This window comes from Mycobacterium sp. ENV421 (assembly GCF_002887815.1).
Taxonomy (GTDB): domain Bacteria; phylum Actinomycetota; class Actinomycetes; order Mycobacteriales; family Mycobacteriaceae; genus Mycobacterium.
The window spans coordinates 130261-147397 of the sequence record NZ_PDHO01000010.1; the positions used below are offsets into that span (position 1 = coordinate 130261).

Below are 17137 nucleotides of genomic sequence, written 5' to 3' on the forward strand. Positions count from 1 at the left end.
CGGTGATCCGGATGTCACAACTCGCTCACTTTCCCGGCGGCGCCGCGGTGAGGTCAGTACACGTCGCGCAGATAGCGCTTGGTGGCGACGAGTTCGCGCTTGTAATCGTGGGCTGCTTCGGCATCCAGGCGGCCGTGGGTGGCGATGATCGTGCTCAGCGCCGCGTCCACGCCGGTGGCCATGCCGTTGGCGTCACCGCACACGTACAGATGCGCCCCGTCCTGTAGCCAACCCCACAGCAGCGCCCCGTTGTCAATCATCCTGTTCTGCACGTAGATTCGGTTGGCCTGGTCACGCGAGAACGCGAGGTCGAGCCTGCTGAGAAAACCGTCGGAGACCATCTCGGTGAGATCGTCACGGTAATAGAAGTTCTCGGCCCGGTGCTGATCGCCGAAGAACAACCAGTTGCGCCCGGTGTGGCCGAGCGCCCGGCGCTCCTGCAGGAACCCGCGGAACGGCGCGATGCCGGTGCCGGCACCGATCATCACGATCGGGGCGCACCGGTCCTGCGGCGGGCGGAAATGCGGTGAGCGCTGCAGGAAGATCGGAGTGGCCGTGTCAGCCGCCCGGTCGGCAAGGTAGGTCGAACACACTCCCCCGCGCCGAGCGCCGTCCGGTCCGGCGTAGCGCACCACCGACACGGTCAGTTGCACCTCGTGCGGGCTGATGAGCGGGCTCGACGAGATCGAGTAGAACCGCGGCGTCAACCGCACCAGCGCGTCCTGCCACTGCCGCGCGTCAGCCCGCGTTCCGAACGCGCGGATGGCGTCGATTCCGTTGCGTCCCAAGCGCCATGACTCCAGGTCGGCCAATGCCGACCGGAGGTGCTTGACCACCGCCTTGTCGGTGGCGGTGTCGGAGAGGAATGTCACCAGGTTCGGCGTCAGCCGGCAGATGTCGTAGCTGGTGGTCAGCGCCTCGCGCAGTGAGCACTGCGCCCCGTCGACCTCGACGATGTCGTCACCGGACAAGCCGGTGACGGACAGCCATTCCGCCACGTCGTTGGCATCGTTGACGGGCAGCACTCCCAGTGAGTCGCCCACCGAGTAGCCGACGTCGTGCTCGGAGATGTCGAAGCTGAATTCCCGGACCTCTTTGGCCGCCGAACGGGGCGTGAGCCGGAGATTGCGGCTGAGCTTCGCATGGATGGGATTGGCCCGGGTGAACCGCTTCGGCGCGGATACTGTCGGGATGTACTGCACCGCAGCAGGATTGACGAGCGTGACGATGCGCCGGATCCAGGCGTCGACGGTGTCGTCGTCGTGGATCTCGGTCTCGCAGCGGGCGAGAAGTCGGCGGCCACCGAGTTCGGCCAGCCGGGCGTCCAGCGCACGAGCGTGTCCGCAGAACTGGGCGTAGGAGCGGTCGCCGATGCCCAGGACGGCGAATTCCAGCCCGTCCAAGTCGGGCACTTCCGGTGCGCCGAGTCGGTCCCAGAAGTCTGCACCGTTGTCCGGCGGGCCGCCGTCACCGTACGTGCTCGTCACGACGAATACCTTCCGGACGCCGGCCAGCCGTCCCGGGTCGACGTCGGCCATGGCCGCCAGTTCGGCGTCAATGCCCTGTGCCGCACACTCATCCACCAGCCGGGTGGCGAGGTCCTCGGCGTTGCCGGTCTGCGAGGCCCATAGCACCACCGGTCCGGTGCCCGCCAGGTGCGTTCGGTCAGGCTGCGCCTGAACCGGGGGCGCACCAACAGGCTGCAGGCGTACCGCGCACACCTTCAGTTCCGGCTGCAACGACTGCGGATCGACAGCATCGGTGGTCACTGCGTTGACCGTGACGTCGTCGCCGTGTTCGTCGTTCCAGTGGAACGGCGCGAAGCAGTTTCCCGGCCGGACCCGGTCGGTGACGACGGCGGGCAGTACCGCACGGCCCCGCCTCGACGACACCTCCACAGGTTGGCCGTCGAGAATGTCGAGAGCGGCGGCGTCGGCGGGATGGACCTCGACGAAGGGGCCGCTGTCGAGACGGGTGAGCCTGTCCACCCGCCCGGTCTTGGTCATGGTGTGCCACTGGTGCGGCAGCCGGCCGGTGTTGAGCAGCAACGGGAATGCCTCGTCGGGGCATTCGTGCGGTTCGAGGTGCGGCCGGGTGTGGAAGACGGCGCGGCCGGTCGGGGTTGGGAAGGTCAGCACCCTGTCGGCGCGGTAGCGGATCGGGTGCCGGTCGTCGGTGTCGCCCGGCGGGCTCGGCCATTGCACCGGCGTTTCCCGCAGCCGCTGATAGCTGACGCCCCGGATGTCATAGCCGGTCTGGGGATTGGCGAAGCCGCGGATCTCGTCGAAGATCTGTTCACTGGACTGGTAGCCGAAGTGCGCACCGAATCCCATCGCCGCGGCGACCTGGCAGATCAGTTTCCAGTCGGGTCTGGCCTGGCCCGCCGGCGAGACGCATTGCCGGACAAGACTGAGAGTGCGTTCGGAGTTGACCATCACGGCGTCGGATTCGGCCCACAGCGCCGCGGGCAACACCACGTCGGCGTAGCGGTTGGTCGCGGTGTCGGCGTAGGCATCCTGGGTGACGACGAGTTCGGCGGCCCGCAGACCGTCGATCACGGCGGCGCGGTTGGGGACGCTGGCCACCGGGTTGGTGCAGATGATCCAGCAGGCCTTGATGTCACCGGCGGCCATCCGCTCGAACATGTCGATGGTCCCGCGGTTCACCTCGGCGCGGATCGTCGCGGGGTCGAGACCCCACATCGCCTCGACGAATGACCTGTCCTCGGCGGAGGCCACCGAGCGCTGACCGGGCAATCCCGGCCCCATGTAGCCCATTTCGCGGCCGCCCATCGCGTTGGGCTGACCGGTCAGTGACAGCGGACCGCTGCCGGGGCGGCAGATCGCGCCGGTGGCCAGATGCAGGTTGCAGATCGCGTTGGTGTTCGCTGTTCCGTGGGTGCTCTGGTTGAGCCCCATGGTCCACAGTGACATCCACTCACCGGCTTGAGCGATCATCGTTGCCGCACAGTGGATGTCGGCTTCGGACAGGCCGGTGAGGTCGGCAACCCTGTTCGGCGGATAGTCGGCCAGGAATTCGGGCATCGCCGCCCAGCCCTCGGTGTGTGCGGCGATGAAATCCCGGTCGATGGCGCCGGATTCCACCAGCAGGTGTAGCAACCCGTTGAGCAAGGCGAGGTCGGTGCCGGGCCGGATCTGAAGGAACAGGTCGGCCTTGTCCGCGGTGGCCGTGCGCCGCGGGTCGACCACGATCAGCTTGGCCCCGGCCCGCAGACGATCGGCCATCCGGAGGAACAGAATCGGATGGCAGTCGGCCATATTGGCGCCGATGACGAAAAACAGATCGGCACAGTCGATGTCGGTGTAGGAGCCGGGCGGCCCGTCGGCTCCGAGCGATTGCTTGTAGCCGGTCGCGGCACTGGCCATGCACAAGCGCGAGTTGGACTCGATGTTGACCGTGCGGATGAAGCCCTTGGCCAGTTTGGTGGCGAGATACTGTGCCTCGAGCGACATCTGACCGGAAACATAGAGGGCGATCGAGTCCGGGCCGTGGCGCGCCACGATGTCCGCCAGTCGGGCGCCGACGGTTGCGACGGCATCATCGACGGAGGCGGCTTCGAATTCCTCACCACGGGCGGGCCGGATCAGGGCACTCATCGCGCGGCCGTCCGTGCTTCCCATCAATTCGGCGTGCGTGGCGCCTTTCGTGCACAGGCGACCCGAGTTGGTGGGGTGAAGCCGGTCACCGACAACACTGGCGATGACCGGACCTCCTGGACCGGGTGTGGTGCGCACCTCGATGCCACATCCGACGCCGCAATATGAGCAGGCAGTACGGATGTGGTCGGCGCAGCCTCTCCCGGAATCCACGGCGCAACAGTGCCGGGCGGACATTACGGGCGGCGCCGAGGCGCGTTATCGCGACGATAAACCGCGCTCACATCGTCGGCGACGCTGGTGTGAGAACTCGCCCGGCGATGTAACACTTGTCAACATGGCAACCGCCTCCTACCACCACGGGAACCTGCGACAGGCTCTGCTCGACCACGGCGTCGAACTGGCCCGGGCGGGTGGGCCGGACGCCGTGATACTGCGCGACGTCCAGCGCCTGGCCGGGGTGAGCAACTCGGCCGCCTATCGGCACTACGCCGATCGACGGGCGCTGCTGGCGGCAGTGAAAGCGACCGTGATGGCTCGGCTCGGTGCAGCGATGGTCGAGGCGATCGACCACGTCGCCGACGACGGTCCGGCCACCGACCGCGCGCTGGCCCGGTTCCGCGCCACCGGAGAGGCGTACATCGACTTCGCCGTGACCGAGCCGGGGCTGTTTCGCACCGCGTTCGCCCCGGACGGCACCGAACCCAGCGAAGAGACGGTGCCGCCCGGGCTACATCCGTTCCAGATCCTGCGCGGCTGCGTCGACGACCTGGTGGCCGCGGGCATGCTCGCGTCGACCCGACGGGACGGATTCGACGAGGCAGCGTGGGCGGCGGTCCACGGTGCTGCGACGTTGTTCCTGGACGGCCCGCTCGGCATGGCGGGAACCGCGCGCCAACACCTGATCACCGAACGCCTGCTCGACGCAATCGGCGACAGCCTGCGCTAGCCAATGTTGACAGCGTTAACTTCAACTGGCATGCTCCGAGATGTTATCGCCGTCAACATAAAGGGGCGCGCCCGTGGCCATCGACACTTCGACCTCCGCGGCCCTGACCGACGCCCCGCGTCGAGCCCGGCCGGTGGCGATCCTCGCCGTCGTGCTGGTCGCCGCCTTGGCCATCAACGTCGAGACAACCATCGTCAATGTTGCTCTGCCAACGCTGAATTCGGCCCTCGGCGCCTCCACCCGGGCGCTGCAATGGATCGTCGACGCCTACAACCTGGCCTTCGCGGCGCTGGTTCTGGCCGGCGGAACCATCGGTGACCGGTTCGGCAGGCGGGGCACCCTGATCGCCGGCCTGACCCTGTTCGCCGCGGGCAGCATCGGCGCCGCCCTGTGCACGTCGACCGGACCGCTGATCGGCATGCGGCTGGTCATGGGCGTGGCCTCGGCGCTGATCTACCCGACGACGCTGGCCATCATCACCGACACCTTCCGCGATCCCCGGCACCGAGCGGCGGCGATCGGGATCTGGGGTGCGGTGACGGGACTGGGCGTTGCCGTCGGGCCGATCCTGGGCGGCGCCCTGCTCGAGGTGTTCTGGTGGGGCAGCTTGTTTCTCGCGCTGGCACCGATCGCGGTGGCCGCCGCACTGGCCGCCCCGATCGTCATCCCGGCCTCCGCGCCCGGCAGGCAGCATCGGCTGGATCGCGGCGGGCTCGTGCTGTCGGTCGTCATGCTCGGCGCTGTGGTCTACACGATCATCGAGGCGCCCGACCGCGGGTGGACCAGCGCGCCCACGCTGGCAGGATTCGCCGTCGCGCTGATCGCCGCGGTGGGCTTCGCATGGTGGGAACGCCGCCAATCCGATCCCCTGATCGACATCAGCCTGTTCGCCAATCTGCGATTCAGTGCCGCCAGCGGCGCGGTGACCGTCGCCTTCTTCGCCCTGTTCGGTTTCATCTTCCTGATCACCCAGTTCATGCAGCTGGTGCAGGGCAACAGCCCGCTGGAAACCGGCGTCCGCATCCTTCCCGTCGCCCTGTCCATCGCCGTCGGCTCGATCCTCGGCACCCGGTTGGCGGTGACGCGGATCGGCACCAAACTCGTTGTCTTCGTAGGCCTTCTACTGCTGGCGGCCGCATTCGGGTGGATTGCCGCGAGCGACCTCGCAATCACCTACCCGACGATGGCCGTTCAGATGGTGCTCCTGGGCGGCGGGCTGGGGTTGACCACCGCACCGGCCACCGACTCGATCATGGGGGTGGTGCGGCCCGAACAGGCCGGCGCGGGGTCGGCGGTCAACGACGCCACCCGCCAGATCGGCGGCACCCTCGGGGTCGCGGTCATCGGCAGCATCTTCTCCACCCTCTACATCCGGCACCTGGCCGACAGCCCGACGGTGAGCGCATTGCCGCCGGCCGCGCAGTCGACCGCGCGTGAGGGGTTGGCCCAGGGGCTCGCGGTCGCGGGCCAGGCGCCGGCGCCGTTCGCCGGCGCAGTACGGGGCGCAGTTGACACTGCGTTCCTCGCCGGCCTGCAGGCCGGGTGTCTCACCGCCGCCGGGGTCTGCCTGGCCGGAGCGGTATTCGTGCTGGCAGTGCTGCCGGCGCACCCGAAAACAACGGTTGCCGAATCTTAGGTTTCGGGTGACCGAAAACGCGGTATAGTCGAGCCATGACGAGCATTGATGTGGTGCAGATCGCGGGCGTTCCGTGGCCGCGCTACAAGCTCGTCGCGCTGGTGCTCGGCCTGATCGTCTTTGCCGTCGTCGGGGTCGTCACGATGACCGCTGCCCCCGCCGTGCTGCTGGCCGCCGGCACCTCGACCGCGGTGTGGCTGGTGTTCGGGCTGCGCCGCAGGCGCTAACGCTCCAGGACCCGTTTCAGAGTCGCCAGGTCGGCCGACACCGCAGCCGCATCGGCGGCGTAGTCGTCGTCCGACATCTCCGGCCTGCGCCGCAACGTGAACACCACCTCGCACCACTGGTCGCCGGCGGGCACCACGCGCAACGGATTGAACACCGGCTCACCCGACGGCAGATTCACCACATGGTCGAGCACGCCGAGATCGTTGGCCGGGGTGAACTCGATCGTGATCTCCCCCATCGGTGACTGCGCAACCCAGGTGTCGCCGACCCGGGTCAGCTCGCTCGTCGCGAGCCCGGCTGCCCACTGCGGCAGGTGAGCCGGATCGGACGCGTAGCGGTAGACGTCGAGCGCCGACCTGTTGATCCAGGCGCTGATGTGCCGGGACTCGTTCGCGGTGTCATCGGTCATGGTTTTCCCTCGTTGCAGTGAATCCCGCACGTGCAGGTGTCGATCGACGGACAGGTGCAGGCCATCGCCCACTCGATGATGCCGCGAGCCCGGGCCAGCGTCGCCAGTTGCGCGTCGATATCGGCCAGCTTCGCCTCGGCCAGTGCGCGGCTGGCCGGTCGCCCGGGCGCCTCGTCCTGCAGCAACACCGCGATCTCGTCGAGGCTGAACCCGGCGGCCTTGCACAGCCCGATGACCTCGAGCCTGGTCAGCACCGTGCCGTCGTAGCGGCGCTGCCCGCCGGCACGCGACGGCACGGGCAGCAGCCCGATCCTCTCGTAGTAGCGCAGCGTGGTCGCCGCGACGTCGGTGCGGCGAGCGACGTCGCCGATCGTGAGCGCAGTGGTCATGGGCACCTTCCCCGACTGCTTGACTTGGAGCCAACTCTAAGTCCTTTACTGGCTGCCATGGATATCTTGCGCGCCAGCCGCTACGCCCGGTTGCGGACCTACCGCCGGGACGGCAGCGGAGTCGACACCCCCATCTGGTTCCACCTCGACGGCTCCACCCTGGTGTTCCGCACCAAGGTGGGACCCAAGACCACGCGGATCGTCAACGACCCGCGGGTGCAGCTGCGCGTGTGCGACTACAAGGGCCGCGTGCCCGACTCCGCTCCCGCGTACGACGGGCGCGCGAGCCTGCTGTCGGGCGCCGAGGCCGAACAGGCCAACCGGCAGCTGCACGCGCGCTACGGCTGGCAGTACAACCTCGTCCCGCTATTACCGCTGCCCGGCGTCAACAACGTCGACGCCGGTCTGCCGTGGCGGGAGAAGTGGCAGCGGGTCCGCACCCGAACGGTGTGGCCGGGCAGCGCGATCGTGCGGGTGGAACTGGCCGGCTAACAGTCGAGTAGCGCCTGCAGGATGCCCCGCAGCTCGGCAAGGCGTCGCGCGCCGAGTACCTGCTCCCAATGTTCCTCGGCAGCTTGGGCATTGGCGCGCATGATGCGCAGGGCCTCGACTCCGCGAGGCGTCAACGCGATCAGCAGCGTCCGCGCATCGGCGTCATCGCGAGATCGCACGACGTACCCGTGCGCTTCCAGAGCTCTGATGGCCTGCGCGACCGCTTGCCGGCTGACGTGAAGCCGATCGGCCAGGGCCGAGGCATGGAGCGCGCCCTGGGCCAGCGGCACCAGTGCCACCGCCTGCGCCGGTCGCAAGCCATCGAGTCCCGCGGCACCGAACGCCGCGCGCAGCCGCGGTCCGCCACTGGCGGCCAGCATCTGCACCAGGGCCGGCACGGTGGGCCGCCACGACGACTCGGGCACGGGTCGCGTTGTCACGACGAACCAGTGTGCCATCGCACCGCATTTTGACAAGCATCTTGTCAATTCTCCCGCCGGACGCGAAGATGGGTCACGTGCCGACCCGAACCGCCCGAATGGTGACGATCGGCGTGATCGCCGCCGTCGTCCTGGTGGCGGGAGGCTGCCTCGGCGACGGTCGGGCGACCGGCACCCCTGTCGGCTCGCCGCGAGACTTCCCTGTCGGTCAATCCACCCACTCGCTAGCCGTCAACGGCCTGACCCGCTCATTTCACATCTACCGACCAGACGGGCTATCCGGGCCGGCGCCCTTGGTGGTGATGCTGCACGGCGGATACGGCGACGGGGCACAAGCCGAACGCGCCTACCACTGGGATGCCGAGGCCGACGCCGGGCACTTCCTGGTCGCCTATCCCGACGGGCTCAACCGCGCCTGGAACGCCGGCTCGTGCTGCGGCCGGGCGGCCCGAACCGGCGTCGACGACGTGACATTCCTCAACACCATGGTGGACGCGATCGAACAGCAGATCCCCATCGACACCACCCGGGTATACGCGACCGGCATGTCGAATGGAGCCATGATGGCGCTCCGGTTGGCTTGCCAGAGCGATCTTTTCGCCGCGATCGCACCGGTTGCCGGCACCTTGTTGGCCGACTGCTCCGATCCGTCACCGACATCGGTTCTGCAGATCCACGGCACCGCGGACGACCGCGTACCGTACGGCGGGGGCCCCGGCAAGGCCCGCACCGCCTCAGGTGCCCCCACCGTCGATGGACCTTCCGTCGAATCGGTCAACGCCGACTGGCGAACGATCGACGGGTGCGCGCCGCCGGTGTCGTCGCAGAGCGAGGGCGTCACGACTCAGCGCGCCGACTGCCCCGAAGGACGGACGGTGGAATTGATCACTGTCGCCGGCGCCGGTCATCAGTGGCCAGGCGGGATCGCCAATCCCGTGGTGGACGAGATCGCCGGCCTACCGCCGCCGTCGACAGCTTTGGACGCGACTGACACGATCTGGCAGTTCTTCCGACAACACCCGCGATAGCGGCACCCGCTCCGCTGAGCGGCATCCGCACTGCGCGATTAGAGTAGGGCACGATTCCAGCGAAGGCGGTGCGCGATGTGGGTTCCGGCGAGGACACCGGGGTGCTGAAGCGCGACGTCGGTGCCGAGATCGACGTGACAATCACTGCGCCAACGACTTTGGAGTTCCAGATCGCGGTCGCCCCGGTTCCCGGGGCACGCCTCACTGAATCGCTGGAATACCGCGTCAACGGAAAACTCATCAGCCCTGACGAGATCATCGGCGACCACGGCACCCGCATTCACCGCTTCGATGCCGGGGAGGGTTCGGTGACCGCCTCCTATCGGGCCACCATCGAGGGCCGGACCGATCCGCCACCCGTGCGCGATATCGACCTCTCGACCTACCTGCGGCCGAGTCGCTACGCCGAAGCCGACAAGTTCTTCGGCTACGCCGCCACCGAATTCGGCCAGTACGCGAACTCCGTCACGGTGCTGGAGAAGGTGTCGTCGTGGGTGGGGACACGGCTGGATTACGTTCCTGGATCCAGTGATCCGACCGACGGCGCCGCGGACACCCTGCTCGCGGGCGCCGGTGTCTGCCGCGATTACGCACATCTGGTGATCGCACTGCTGCGCGCGGTGAACGTCCCGGCGCGTTTGGTCGCGGTCTATGCGCCGGGCTGTGACCCGATGGACTTTCACGCCGTCGCCGAGGCGTTCGTCGACGGCGCCTGGCAGGTCGTCGACGCGACATGCCTGGCGCCACGCCAATCGATGGTGCGGATCTCCACCGGCCGCGACGCCGCAGACACCGCGTTTCTGGACAACCACAACGGCGCGATCACGCTCAACAGCATGGAGGTCACCGCGGTCGTCGACGGCATGTTGCCGCTCGACTCGGTGCACGAACTGGTGGCCTTGAACTGATCGGTGGGCCTAGCCCCCGAGGCAGCCCGGCCCCAGCAGTGCCTTGAGATCGCCCATCAGCGCCGACGACGGCGTCACCCGCAGCGACTGGTCGAGTTCCAGCGTGGTGATCCGGTCGCCACTGATCAACCGCAGGTGCACCTGTGCGGTACCCGGGTGGCGAGCCAGTACCTGCTTGAGTGCGCTGACCTTGTCCATCGTGCACTGCCTGGTGGGCAGGCTCACCGCAAGGGGCCGATTCGCCTGTGCGCCCGAGAAGTCCGGTACCACAAGCTCGTTGGCGATCAACGAGATCCGGTCATCCTGGATGCGCACCTTGCCGCCGACGAGCACCACCGCGTCGTCGGCGATCTCGGCGCCGAACAGCGAGTAGGTCTGCGGGAAGAACATCACCTCGATGCCACCGGTGAGATCCTCCAACTGCGCTGAGGCCCAGGGCATTCCGTTCTTGTTGACCCGTCGGTTGACACCGGCCAGAATGCCGCCGACCCGAACCTGCGTGTCGTTGGCGACGTCGCCGCCGAGGATGGCCGGGATCTGAGTATCGACCTGGGCGTTCAGCAGGTGCGCCACCCCGTTGAGCGGATGCCCGGAAACGTACAGCCCGAGCATCTCCCGCTCGAGGGCCAGTTTGTGCTTGTCGTCCCACTCCTCGTCGGGCACGCGGATGGTGAACGCCGAGTCGCCGCTGTCGGCGCCGTCACCGTCTCCCCCACCGAACAGATCGAACTGTCCGATCGCTTCCGCTTTCTTGGTGCCCAGCACCGAGTCGACGGCATCGGTGTGCACCAGGAACAAGCCCTTGCGCGGATGCTTCAGCGAATCGAAAGCCCCTGCCTTGATCAGGGATTCGGTGACCTTCTTGTTGCAGGCCGCGATGTCGATCTTGTTCAGGTAGTCGGAGAAGTCGGTGAACTTACCCTTGGCGGCCCTGGTCGCGATCAGCGAGCTGACAACGTTGGCGCCGACGTTGCGGATCGCGCCGAGCCCGAACCGGATGTCGTCCTCCACCGAGGCGAAGTTCTGCACCGACTCGTTGACGTCGGGCGGCAGGACCGTGATACCCAGCCGGCGGCAGTCGGCGAGGTAGACCGCCGCCTTGTCCTTGTCGTCACCGACGGAGGTGAGCAGCCCGGCCATGTACTCGGCCGGGAAATTGGCCTTGAGGTAGGCGGTCCAGTAGGACACCAATCCATAGCCGGCGGCATGCGATTTGTTGAACGCGTACCCGGCGAATGGAAGGATGGTGTCCCACAGCGCTTTCACCGCCTTCTCGGAGAACCCGTTGGCGGTCATCCCCTCCTTGAAGCCCTGATACTCCGCCTCGAGCACCTCGAGCTTCTTCTTGCCCATGGCCTTTCGCAGAGCATCGGCCTTACCCATCGAGTAGGAGGCGACCTTCTGCGCGATGAACATGATCTGCTCTTGGTAGACGATCAGACCGTACGTCTCGGACAGGATCTCCTTGAGCGGCTCTTCGAGCTCCGGGTGGATCGGCTTGATCGCCTGCCGGTTGTTCTTGCGGTCGGCGTAGTCGTTGTGGGCGTTCATGCCCATCGGGCCGGGGCGATACAGCGCCAGCACGGCGACGATGTCGTTGAACTCGGTGGGCTGCATACGCCGCAGCAGGTCCCGCATCGGCCCACCGTCGAGCTGGAACACCCCCAGGGTGTCACCCTTGCCCAACAGTTCGTAGGCTTTGGGATCGTCCAGCGGAAGCGATTCCAGGTCCACGTCGATACCGCGGTTGGCTTTGATGTTCTCGATGCAGTCGCCGATGATCGTCAGGTTCCGCAGGCCGAGGAAGTCCATCTTCAGCAGGCCGATGGCCTCACACGACGGGTAGTCCCAGCCGGTGATGATCGCGCCGTCCTGCGGACGCTTCCACAGCGGGATCGCCTCGATCAGCGGCTGCGAGCTCATGATCACCGCGCACGCGTGCACCCCGGCGTTGCGGACCAGACCCTCCAGGCCACGCGCCGTCTCGTAGATGGTGCGCACGTCGGGATCGGTGTCGATCAGAGCCCGGACCTCGGCGGCCTCCTTGTACCGCTCGTGGTTCGGGTCGGTGATCCCCGCCACCGAGATGTCCTTGGCCATGATCGGCGGCGGCAGCGCCTTGGTGATCCGGTCGGCGATCGCGAAGCCCGGCTGGCCGTAGTGGACCCGGGCCGAATCCTTCAGCGCCGCCTTGGTTTTGATGGTGCCGAACGTGATGACCTGAGCGACCCGGTCACTACCCCACTTCTCGGCGGCGTAGCGCACCATCTCACCGCGGCGACGATCGTCGAAGTCGATATCGATATCGGGTGCCGACGGGCGCTCCGGGTTGAGGAATCGCTCGAACAGCAGCCCGTGCGGGATCGGGTCGATATTGGTGATGCCCAACGCGTAGGCCACCAGCGAACCGGCCGCCGAACCACGGCCCGGCCCGACCCGGATGTCGATCGACTTCGCGTAGTTGATCAGGTCGGCCACGATCAGGAAGTACGACGGGAAACCCTTGCCACAGATGACGTCGATCTCGTAGCTGGCCCGCTCGGTGTACTCCGGCGGCACCGCGTCCGGAAAACGCCGCCGCAGACCGGCCGCGACCTCGTGACGCAACCAGCTGCCCTGGTCATGGCCGTCCGGCACCGGGAAGATCGGCATCCGGTCGGTGGGCGCCCAGACGTCGGCGTAGGACTGCACCCGCTCGGCGATCAGCAGCGTCGAATCGCAGGCCTCGGGAACCTCCGCGTCCCACAGCGCGCGCATCTCCGCCGCCGACTTGAGGAAGTAACCGTCGCCGTCGAACTTGAACCGGTTGGGGTCCGACAGCGTCTTGCCGGTCTGGATGCACAGCAGCGCCTCGTGGTTGTGCGACGCGTCGCGGGTGACGTAGTGGCAGTCGTTGGTCGCCAAGGCCGGGATCCCGAGCTTGCGGCCGACGTCCAGCAGGCCCTCGCGGACCCGGCGCTCGATCGAGAGCCCGTGGTCCATCAGCTCCAGGAAGTAGTTCTCCGGCCCGAAGATCTCCCGCCACTTGGCGGCGGCCTCCAGCGCCTCCTTCTCGTGGCCCAGCCGCAGCCGGGTCTGCACCTCACCCGACGGGCAACCGGTGGTGGCGATGATCCCCGCAGCGTGCTCGGCGATGATCTCGGCATCCATCCGGGACCACTTGCCGAGCTGACCCTCGAACGAGGCGAGCGTCGACAGCTTGAACAGATTGCGCAGGCCGGTGGCGTTCTCGGCGACCATCGTCATGTGCGTGTAGGAGCCGCTGCCCGACACGTCGTCACTCTTCTGGCCGGGATCGCCCCACAGGATGCGGCGGGTATCAAATCGGGAAGCGGGCGCAATGTAGGCCTCGACACCGATGATCGGCTTGATGCCGACCTTGGTGGCGGCGTTGTAGAACTCGCTGGCCCCGAACATGTTTCCGTGGTCGGTCATGCCGATGGCGGGCATCTCGAGGCGCAGCGCCTCGGCGAGCATGGGGGTGATCTTCGCCGCACCGTCGAGCATCGAGTACTCGGTGTGGTTGTGCAGGTGCACAAAAGAGCCGGCTGACGTTCCAGTACCCATAGGCCCGTCAGTCTAGGGCCGCGGACCGACAGCCTTCGGCGTGTCGCGTACGTGTCTGGCGGCTCGTGTCGATTCGCTTCGCGCGGGCCCGTCACTCCTGATAGGCAGAACCCTATGTTCGCGTCCAAGCCCCCGCTGCGCAGTGTGGGCAGCGACCCCGACTACCGCTTCACACTGGCCAACGAGCGGACCTTCCTGGCCTGGTTGCGGACCGGTCTGGCACTACTGGCCGGAGCGGTGGCGCTGGCCAGCCTGGTCCACGATTTCGGGCCGCGTCCGTTCCGGATCGTCATCACGGGGCTGCTGCTCGTGCTGTCGCTGGTGGTCACCGCGGGCGCCTACGTCCGGTGGGATCGCGCCGAGCGGGCCATGCGGGAGAAGCGGCCGCTACCGACCGATCCGCTGCCCCGGATCATCGTCTCCGGCGCGGCGATCATCATCGTGGCCGCAGCCGTGCTGGTCTACCTCGCCGAGTTCGGCCGGTGACCGAGAACCCGGACGTCACGGCGGTGGCCGAGCGCACGGCGCTGGCGTGGCAGCGCACCTCCATCGGCGTGCTGGCGATCGGCGCCCTGCTGGTGCGCTGGAGCGTGGTCGAACGGTTCGCGCTGTGGCCGGGCATCGTGCTCACCACGGCAGCCGCGCTCGTCAGCCTGGTCCTGGTCCGGCGGCGCTACCAACGGGTCCGCGCCGCGGTGCTGGCCGGGCAGACCCCGCTCTCGCGCTACCTCATCCCCGGCGCCACCGCGGTCATGCTGGTGCTCGTCGCCGGTGTGGGCGCGGCAATGCTGGTGGAGTACAGCCGCCTCTAGGCCTCGTCTTTGAGCATGCGGGCTATCTCGCGGGCCTGTTCCTCGGTCACGTCACCGGAGAGCTGCAACACCTCGCCGTCGATCCGCTCGGTGATGGTCGGTGCCCACACCACGAGATCGGCGCGGACGAAGGCGATCCGTTGGTGGATGTGGGACGAGGTGAAATCGGCGAATGCCCGCGCCGAATCCGGGGTCATGGTTACCTGCACCATCTGTTTGGCGGTCAAGGGATTCAGGAACGAGTCGACGTCGGTGAGCTGAATCGTCAGCACTTGAGGTCCGAGTTCGTACACCGCAGACTTGAGGACGTCGCAAATGCGCAGCGGCGCCTCGGGCGGCGTCGGCGGCGGCGGGTCGCAGTCCCCATCTCGAACAACGTATGTGCCGTTCACCGGCCGCAACGACAGTGGCTTGATCGTCAGAGCCGGCGGCGTTGCGGTTGTAGTCAGTGTCGCGCTTTCCACTTGCTTCTGCTTTTGCAGGATCCCCGGGGCCAGCAGCACCCCGAGGACCGGCAAGACGATCACCGCCGAGGAAAGCGCAGCGACCAGCGTGATCAGGAGCCGCCGGTTTCGGCGGGGACTGTCAGACATGCGCTCCTCGATCTGAATTTGCGGCCTCACATGGGGACCGGCGCACCGAAGCCTAGGACAACACCGATTGGAATCGCCGCGAGCAGAATAGCGCTCGTAACGACACGATCAGCGTGGACCGGGTAAGCCGTCGGGGATTACATCGGATGAGTACAGGGTCGATCCACGTGAGCCAAGGCGCGACGGTCGTCGATCGGGGCTTCCAGGCAAGGACAATCTCGGCCACGACGCGATCTACGGCGCGGTCAAATCCCAGCCCCCCGGGTTCACGTTCGACGGACGTGCCGCGGCTCGCGCGCGAATTCGTCTTCCCTCTCCGGGCGGTCAAGCACCACCCGGGTGACTTCCCTTGATTACCAACTGAAGTGCCGCGACCTCGTAATGGCGATCGACGACAAACAGTCACTGATCCGCACCAATCAGGTGACCGGCACCGCCGTCATAACGTTGATCAGCGATTTCGGCCGGGCCACCGGGAAGTCATCGCCCAGCGGAGCGTCCACGAGGCACGGCGGCGGCGTTCGGTTCACCGGTGACGTCCCGCCAGCCAGTACCGGGTCGCCGAATTATGCCCGCGCACACACGGCTGGCGCACCGGGTCGGCGAGTAAGTTCTGTACCAGGAGAACGCGGCACCGCACAGCCAACCCCGCTGCTCGTACCGTGGACATCCCCGTCCGACGCCGCCCAGCCGATGAGATAGCGGCCGAGCTTCAGTCGCCGCCCGATGCGCTGTCCCCGCCCATCCCGCCAATCTTGGCGCGACCGGGACGCCCGCAGTGTTGCCTCTCGGGGAATATCACCGGGACAACGACTTCGGTGCAGTTACATCGGGACGGGCGCACCGAAGCCGGGGATGATCCCGATCGGGATCACTGCAAGCAGGATCGCACCGACAGCGAACACGATCAGGGTGCGGCGGGTCGGCGGTTCATCGATTTCGGGCTGGTTGCGGGTGTACAGCAGAAAGACCACCCCGAGGTCGAAGGCGATGATCACCCACCACCGGACCCAGTCCACCCCGGTCGCGAACACCGGCACAATCATCACCATCCCGATGAGCATGGCCAGCGGCCTGCCCCGCAGGATCGAGGTGAACCGGCGTACCGGAACACCGGCGACGTGGCTGATCGCCAGCGTGGCGACGGCCAGCGTGGCCAGCCCATAGACCGTCGAGCCGGCCAGCGCCACCACACCGATGCTGCCGACGAAGCGCATGCCTTCGCTGAAGGTCATGTCGAACAACGGCAGGAAAGCCCGGCAGAACCAATCGTGGTAGTCGACGTAATAGTGGAAGCCGCTCAGCAGCTGGCCGATGGTCGGTTTGCCGGCCAGTGGATGGTTCATCGGCCCGTGCTGCACCAGCTGACACAGCTGCGGGGACACCTTCTGCCTGCCGAATGCGGCCAACGCCAGGGCGACCATCACGGGCGGCCCGAGCGCGGCCACCACACTGGTCCAGAACGCCTTGGCGTCCAGATGCCGCGCCAGCACCGTCAGCGCCGACAGCACGCCGAGCCCGAACAGGAACGGCGTCGCCTCATGGATCAACGTCAACACGCCAAGCGTCACACCAAAGACCGCACTGGCGATTACGGTCGCACGAGTGGTGGCGAACCTGGTCAGCACGACGGCGAACAAGGCCAGCCCGGCGCCACCCAGCAGATCGGTGCGTGCCGAGAACAACGCGAACGCGAACCCGAACGGCAACACAGGGATCAGCAGAGCGATCAGCCGCCGTCGCTGCGACCGACCGGACCTGACGGCAATCGACCAGGCCACCACGGCGAGACCGAGAACGAAGGCCACCGTCGGAATCCAGCGCAACACCGCCAGCCCACCGAAGTAGTGCGCGGCGCCGAACAGGCCCAGCATCTCGCCGGCAAGTCCGCGCCGGATGAAACCCACCGAGTAGTCGATGGCGAAGTAGGAATACCAATAGCCGTCGGGGACCACCGTGATCGCAAGCGTCAAAAGCACTGCCGCCCAGAACAGCAGCAGCACCGTGAACGTGATGAAGAAGCCGCGCCTGCTCCCAGTGTCGACCGCGGTGCTCGGCATCGGCTGAGT

15 protein-coding genes are annotated in these 17137 nt (G+C 67.2%); 8 read left to right on the plus strand and 7 right to left on the minus strand.

The annotated features are described in order from the left end of the window. Positions 1–53 precede the first annotated feature (53 nt). Complete coding sequence (locus CRM90_RS14800; RefSeq protein ID WP_233209327.1) at positions 54–3830, minus strand: bifunctional nitrate reductase/sulfite reductase flavoprotein subunit alpha; 3777 nt, start codon at positions 3828–3830, stop codon at positions 54–56. Between the two features lie 124 nt (positions 3831–3954). On the opposite strand from CRM90_RS14800, the gene CRM90_RS30250 reads away from it, so the two are divergent. From CRM90_RS30250 to CRM90_RS14820, 3 genes are all read left to right on the plus strand, one after another. Further along, the gene (locus CRM90_RS30250) at positions 3955–4566 is read left to right on the plus strand and encodes a TetR/AcrR family transcriptional regulator (protein ID WP_158249020.1); all 612 of its coding nucleotides are present in this window, start codon (positions 3955–3957) and stop codon (positions 4564–4566) included. A gap of 73 nt (positions 4567–4639) precedes the next feature. Continuing rightward, on the plus strand, positions 4640–6202 hold the full coding sequence (locus tag CRM90_RS14815; protein WP_102807700.1) for an MFS transporter: 1563 nt from the start codon (positions 4640–4642) through the stop codon (positions 6200–6202). A 35-nt stretch (positions 6203–6237) separates the two neighbouring features. Further along, a complete protein-coding gene (locus CRM90_RS14820; protein ID WP_102807701.1) occupies positions 6238–6429 on the plus strand; it encodes a hypothetical protein in 192 nt (63 codons plus the stop codon). Here CRM90_RS14820 and CRM90_RS14825 read toward each other — a convergent pair. Both CRM90_RS14825 and CRM90_RS14830 read right to left on the minus strand, forming a co-directional pair. Next, a complete protein-coding gene (locus CRM90_RS14825; RefSeq protein WP_102807702.1) occupies positions 6426–6839 on the minus strand; it encodes an SRPBCC family protein in 414 nt (137 codons plus the stop codon). The two genes, CRM90_RS14820 and CRM90_RS14825, sit on opposite strands and share 4 nt — an antisense overlap. After that, positions 6836–7228 (minus strand): MerR family transcriptional regulator, encoded by a 393-nt coding sequence (locus CRM90_RS14830; protein ID WP_102807703.1) that lies wholly within the window; start codon positions 7226–7228, stop codon positions 6836–6838. Before CRM90_RS14830 ends, CRM90_RS14825 begins: the two co-directional genes overlap by 4 nt. A 57-nt stretch (positions 7229–7285) precedes the next feature. Here CRM90_RS14830 and CRM90_RS14835 point away from each other — a divergent pair, with 57 nt between their 5' ends. Then, positions 7286–7720 carry a PPOX class F420-dependent oxidoreductase gene (locus CRM90_RS14835; RefSeq protein WP_102807704.1) on the plus strand — a complete coding sequence of 145 codons (435 nt, stop codon included), beginning with the start codon at positions 7286–7288 and terminating at the stop codon, positions 7718–7720. On the opposite strand, the gene CRM90_RS14840 is transcribed toward CRM90_RS14835, so the two are convergent. After that, a complete protein-coding gene (locus CRM90_RS14840; RefSeq protein ID WP_502693276.1) occupies positions 7717–8100 on the minus strand; it encodes a MarR family winged helix-turn-helix transcriptional regulator in 384 nt (127 codons plus the stop codon). The genes CRM90_RS14835 and CRM90_RS14840 overlap by 4 nt on opposite strands. Before the next feature lie 128 nt (positions 8101–8228). On the opposite strand from CRM90_RS14840, the gene CRM90_RS14845 reads away from it, so the two are divergent. Then, positions 8229–9188 (plus strand): extracellular catalytic domain type 1 short-chain-length polyhydroxyalkanoate depolymerase, encoded by a 960-nt coding sequence (locus CRM90_RS14845; RefSeq protein ID WP_102807706.1) that lies wholly within the window; start codon positions 8229–8231, stop codon positions 9186–9188. A 104-nt stretch (positions 9189–9292) separates the two neighbouring features. Then, positions 9293–10096 carry a transglutaminase-like domain-containing protein gene (locus CRM90_RS14850; protein ID WP_102807764.1) on the plus strand — a complete coding sequence of 268 codons (804 nt, stop codon included), beginning with the start codon at positions 9293–9295 and terminating at the stop codon, positions 10094–10096. Positions 10097–10105: 9 nt separating this feature from the next. On the opposite strand, the gene dnaE is transcribed toward CRM90_RS14850, so the two are convergent. Next, positions 10106–13663 (minus strand): DNA polymerase III subunit alpha, encoded by a 3558-nt coding sequence (gene dnaE / locus CRM90_RS14855; RefSeq protein ID WP_102807707.1) that lies wholly within the window; start codon positions 13661–13663, stop codon positions 10106–10108. Between the two features lie 114 nt (positions 13664–13777). Here dnaE and CRM90_RS14860 point away from each other — a divergent pair, with 114 nt between their 5' ends. Continuing rightward, positions 13778–14149, plus strand: coding sequence for a YidH family protein (locus CRM90_RS14860; RefSeq protein WP_036337766.1), 372 nt, complete (start codon positions 13778–13780; stop codon positions 14147–14149). Then, entirely contained in the window at positions 14146–14475 is a 330-nt protein-coding gene (locus CRM90_RS14865; RefSeq protein ID WP_102807708.1) for a DUF202 domain-containing protein, read from the plus strand. The genes CRM90_RS14860 and CRM90_RS14865 overlap by 4 nt, the downstream gene beginning before the upstream one ends. On the opposite strand, the gene CRM90_RS14870 is transcribed toward CRM90_RS14865, so the two are convergent. Next, positions 14472–15068: a SecDF P1 head subdomain-containing protein gene (locus CRM90_RS14870; protein WP_142391376.1), complete on the minus strand. Its 597-nt coding sequence runs from the start codon at positions 15066–15068 to the stop codon at positions 14472–14474. The genes CRM90_RS14865 and CRM90_RS14870 overlap by 4 nt on opposite strands. 824 nt (positions 15069–15892) lie before the next feature. Beyond that, positions 15893–17128 carry an Rv1490 family membrane protein gene (locus CRM90_RS14875; RefSeq protein ID WP_102807710.1) on the minus strand — a complete coding sequence of 412 codons (1236 nt, stop codon included), beginning with the start codon at positions 17126–17128 and terminating at the stop codon, positions 15893–15895. Positions 17129–17137 lie beyond the last annotated feature (9 nt).

What these genes read in the sequence shown, in the direction of transcription:
- CRM90_RS30250 (WP_158249020.1), top strand. Translation starts at nt 3,955, where the DNA reads ATGGCAACCGCCTCCTACCACCACGGGAACCTGCGACAGGCTCTGCTC.
- CRM90_RS14820 (WP_102807701.1), top strand. Translation starts at nt 6,238, where the DNA reads ATGACGAGCATTGATGTGGTGCAGATCGCGGGCGTTCCGTGGCCGCGC.
- CRM90_RS14825 (WP_102807702.1), bottom strand. Translation starts at nt 6,839, where the DNA reads ATGACCGATGACACCGCGAACGAGTCCCGGCACATCAGCGCCTGGATC.
- CRM90_RS14830 (WP_102807703.1), bottom strand. Translation starts at nt 7,228, where the DNA reads ATGACCACTGCGCTCACGATCGGCGACGTCGCTCGCCGCACCGACGTC.
- CRM90_RS14835 (WP_102807704.1), top strand. Translation starts at nt 7,286, where the DNA reads ATGGATATCTTGCGCGCCAGCCGCTACGCCCGGTTGCGGACCTACCGC.
- CRM90_RS14840 (WP_502693276.1), bottom strand. Translation starts at nt 8,100, where the DNA reads ATGCTGGCCGCCAGTGGCGGACCGCGGCTGCGCGCGGCGTTCGGTGCC.
- CRM90_RS14845 (WP_102807706.1), top strand. Translation starts at nt 8,229, where the DNA reads ATGGGTCACGTGCCGACCCGAACCGCCCGAATGGTGACGATCGGCGTG.
- dnaE (WP_102807707.1), bottom strand. Translation starts at nt 13,663, where the DNA reads ATGGGTACTGGAACGTCAGCCGGCTCTTTTGTGCACCTGCACAACCAC.
- CRM90_RS14860 (WP_036337766.1), top strand. Translation starts at nt 13,778, where the DNA reads ATGTTCGCGTCCAAGCCCCCGCTGCGCAGTGTGGGCAGCGACCCCGAC.
- CRM90_RS14870 (WP_142391376.1), bottom strand. Translation starts at nt 15,068, where the DNA reads ATGTCTGACAGTCCCCGCCGAAACCGGCGGCTCCTGATCACGCTGGTC.
- CRM90_RS14875 (WP_102807710.1), bottom strand. Translation starts at nt 17,128, where the DNA reads ATGCCGAGCACCGCGGTCGACACTGGGAGCAGGCGCGGCTTCTTCATC.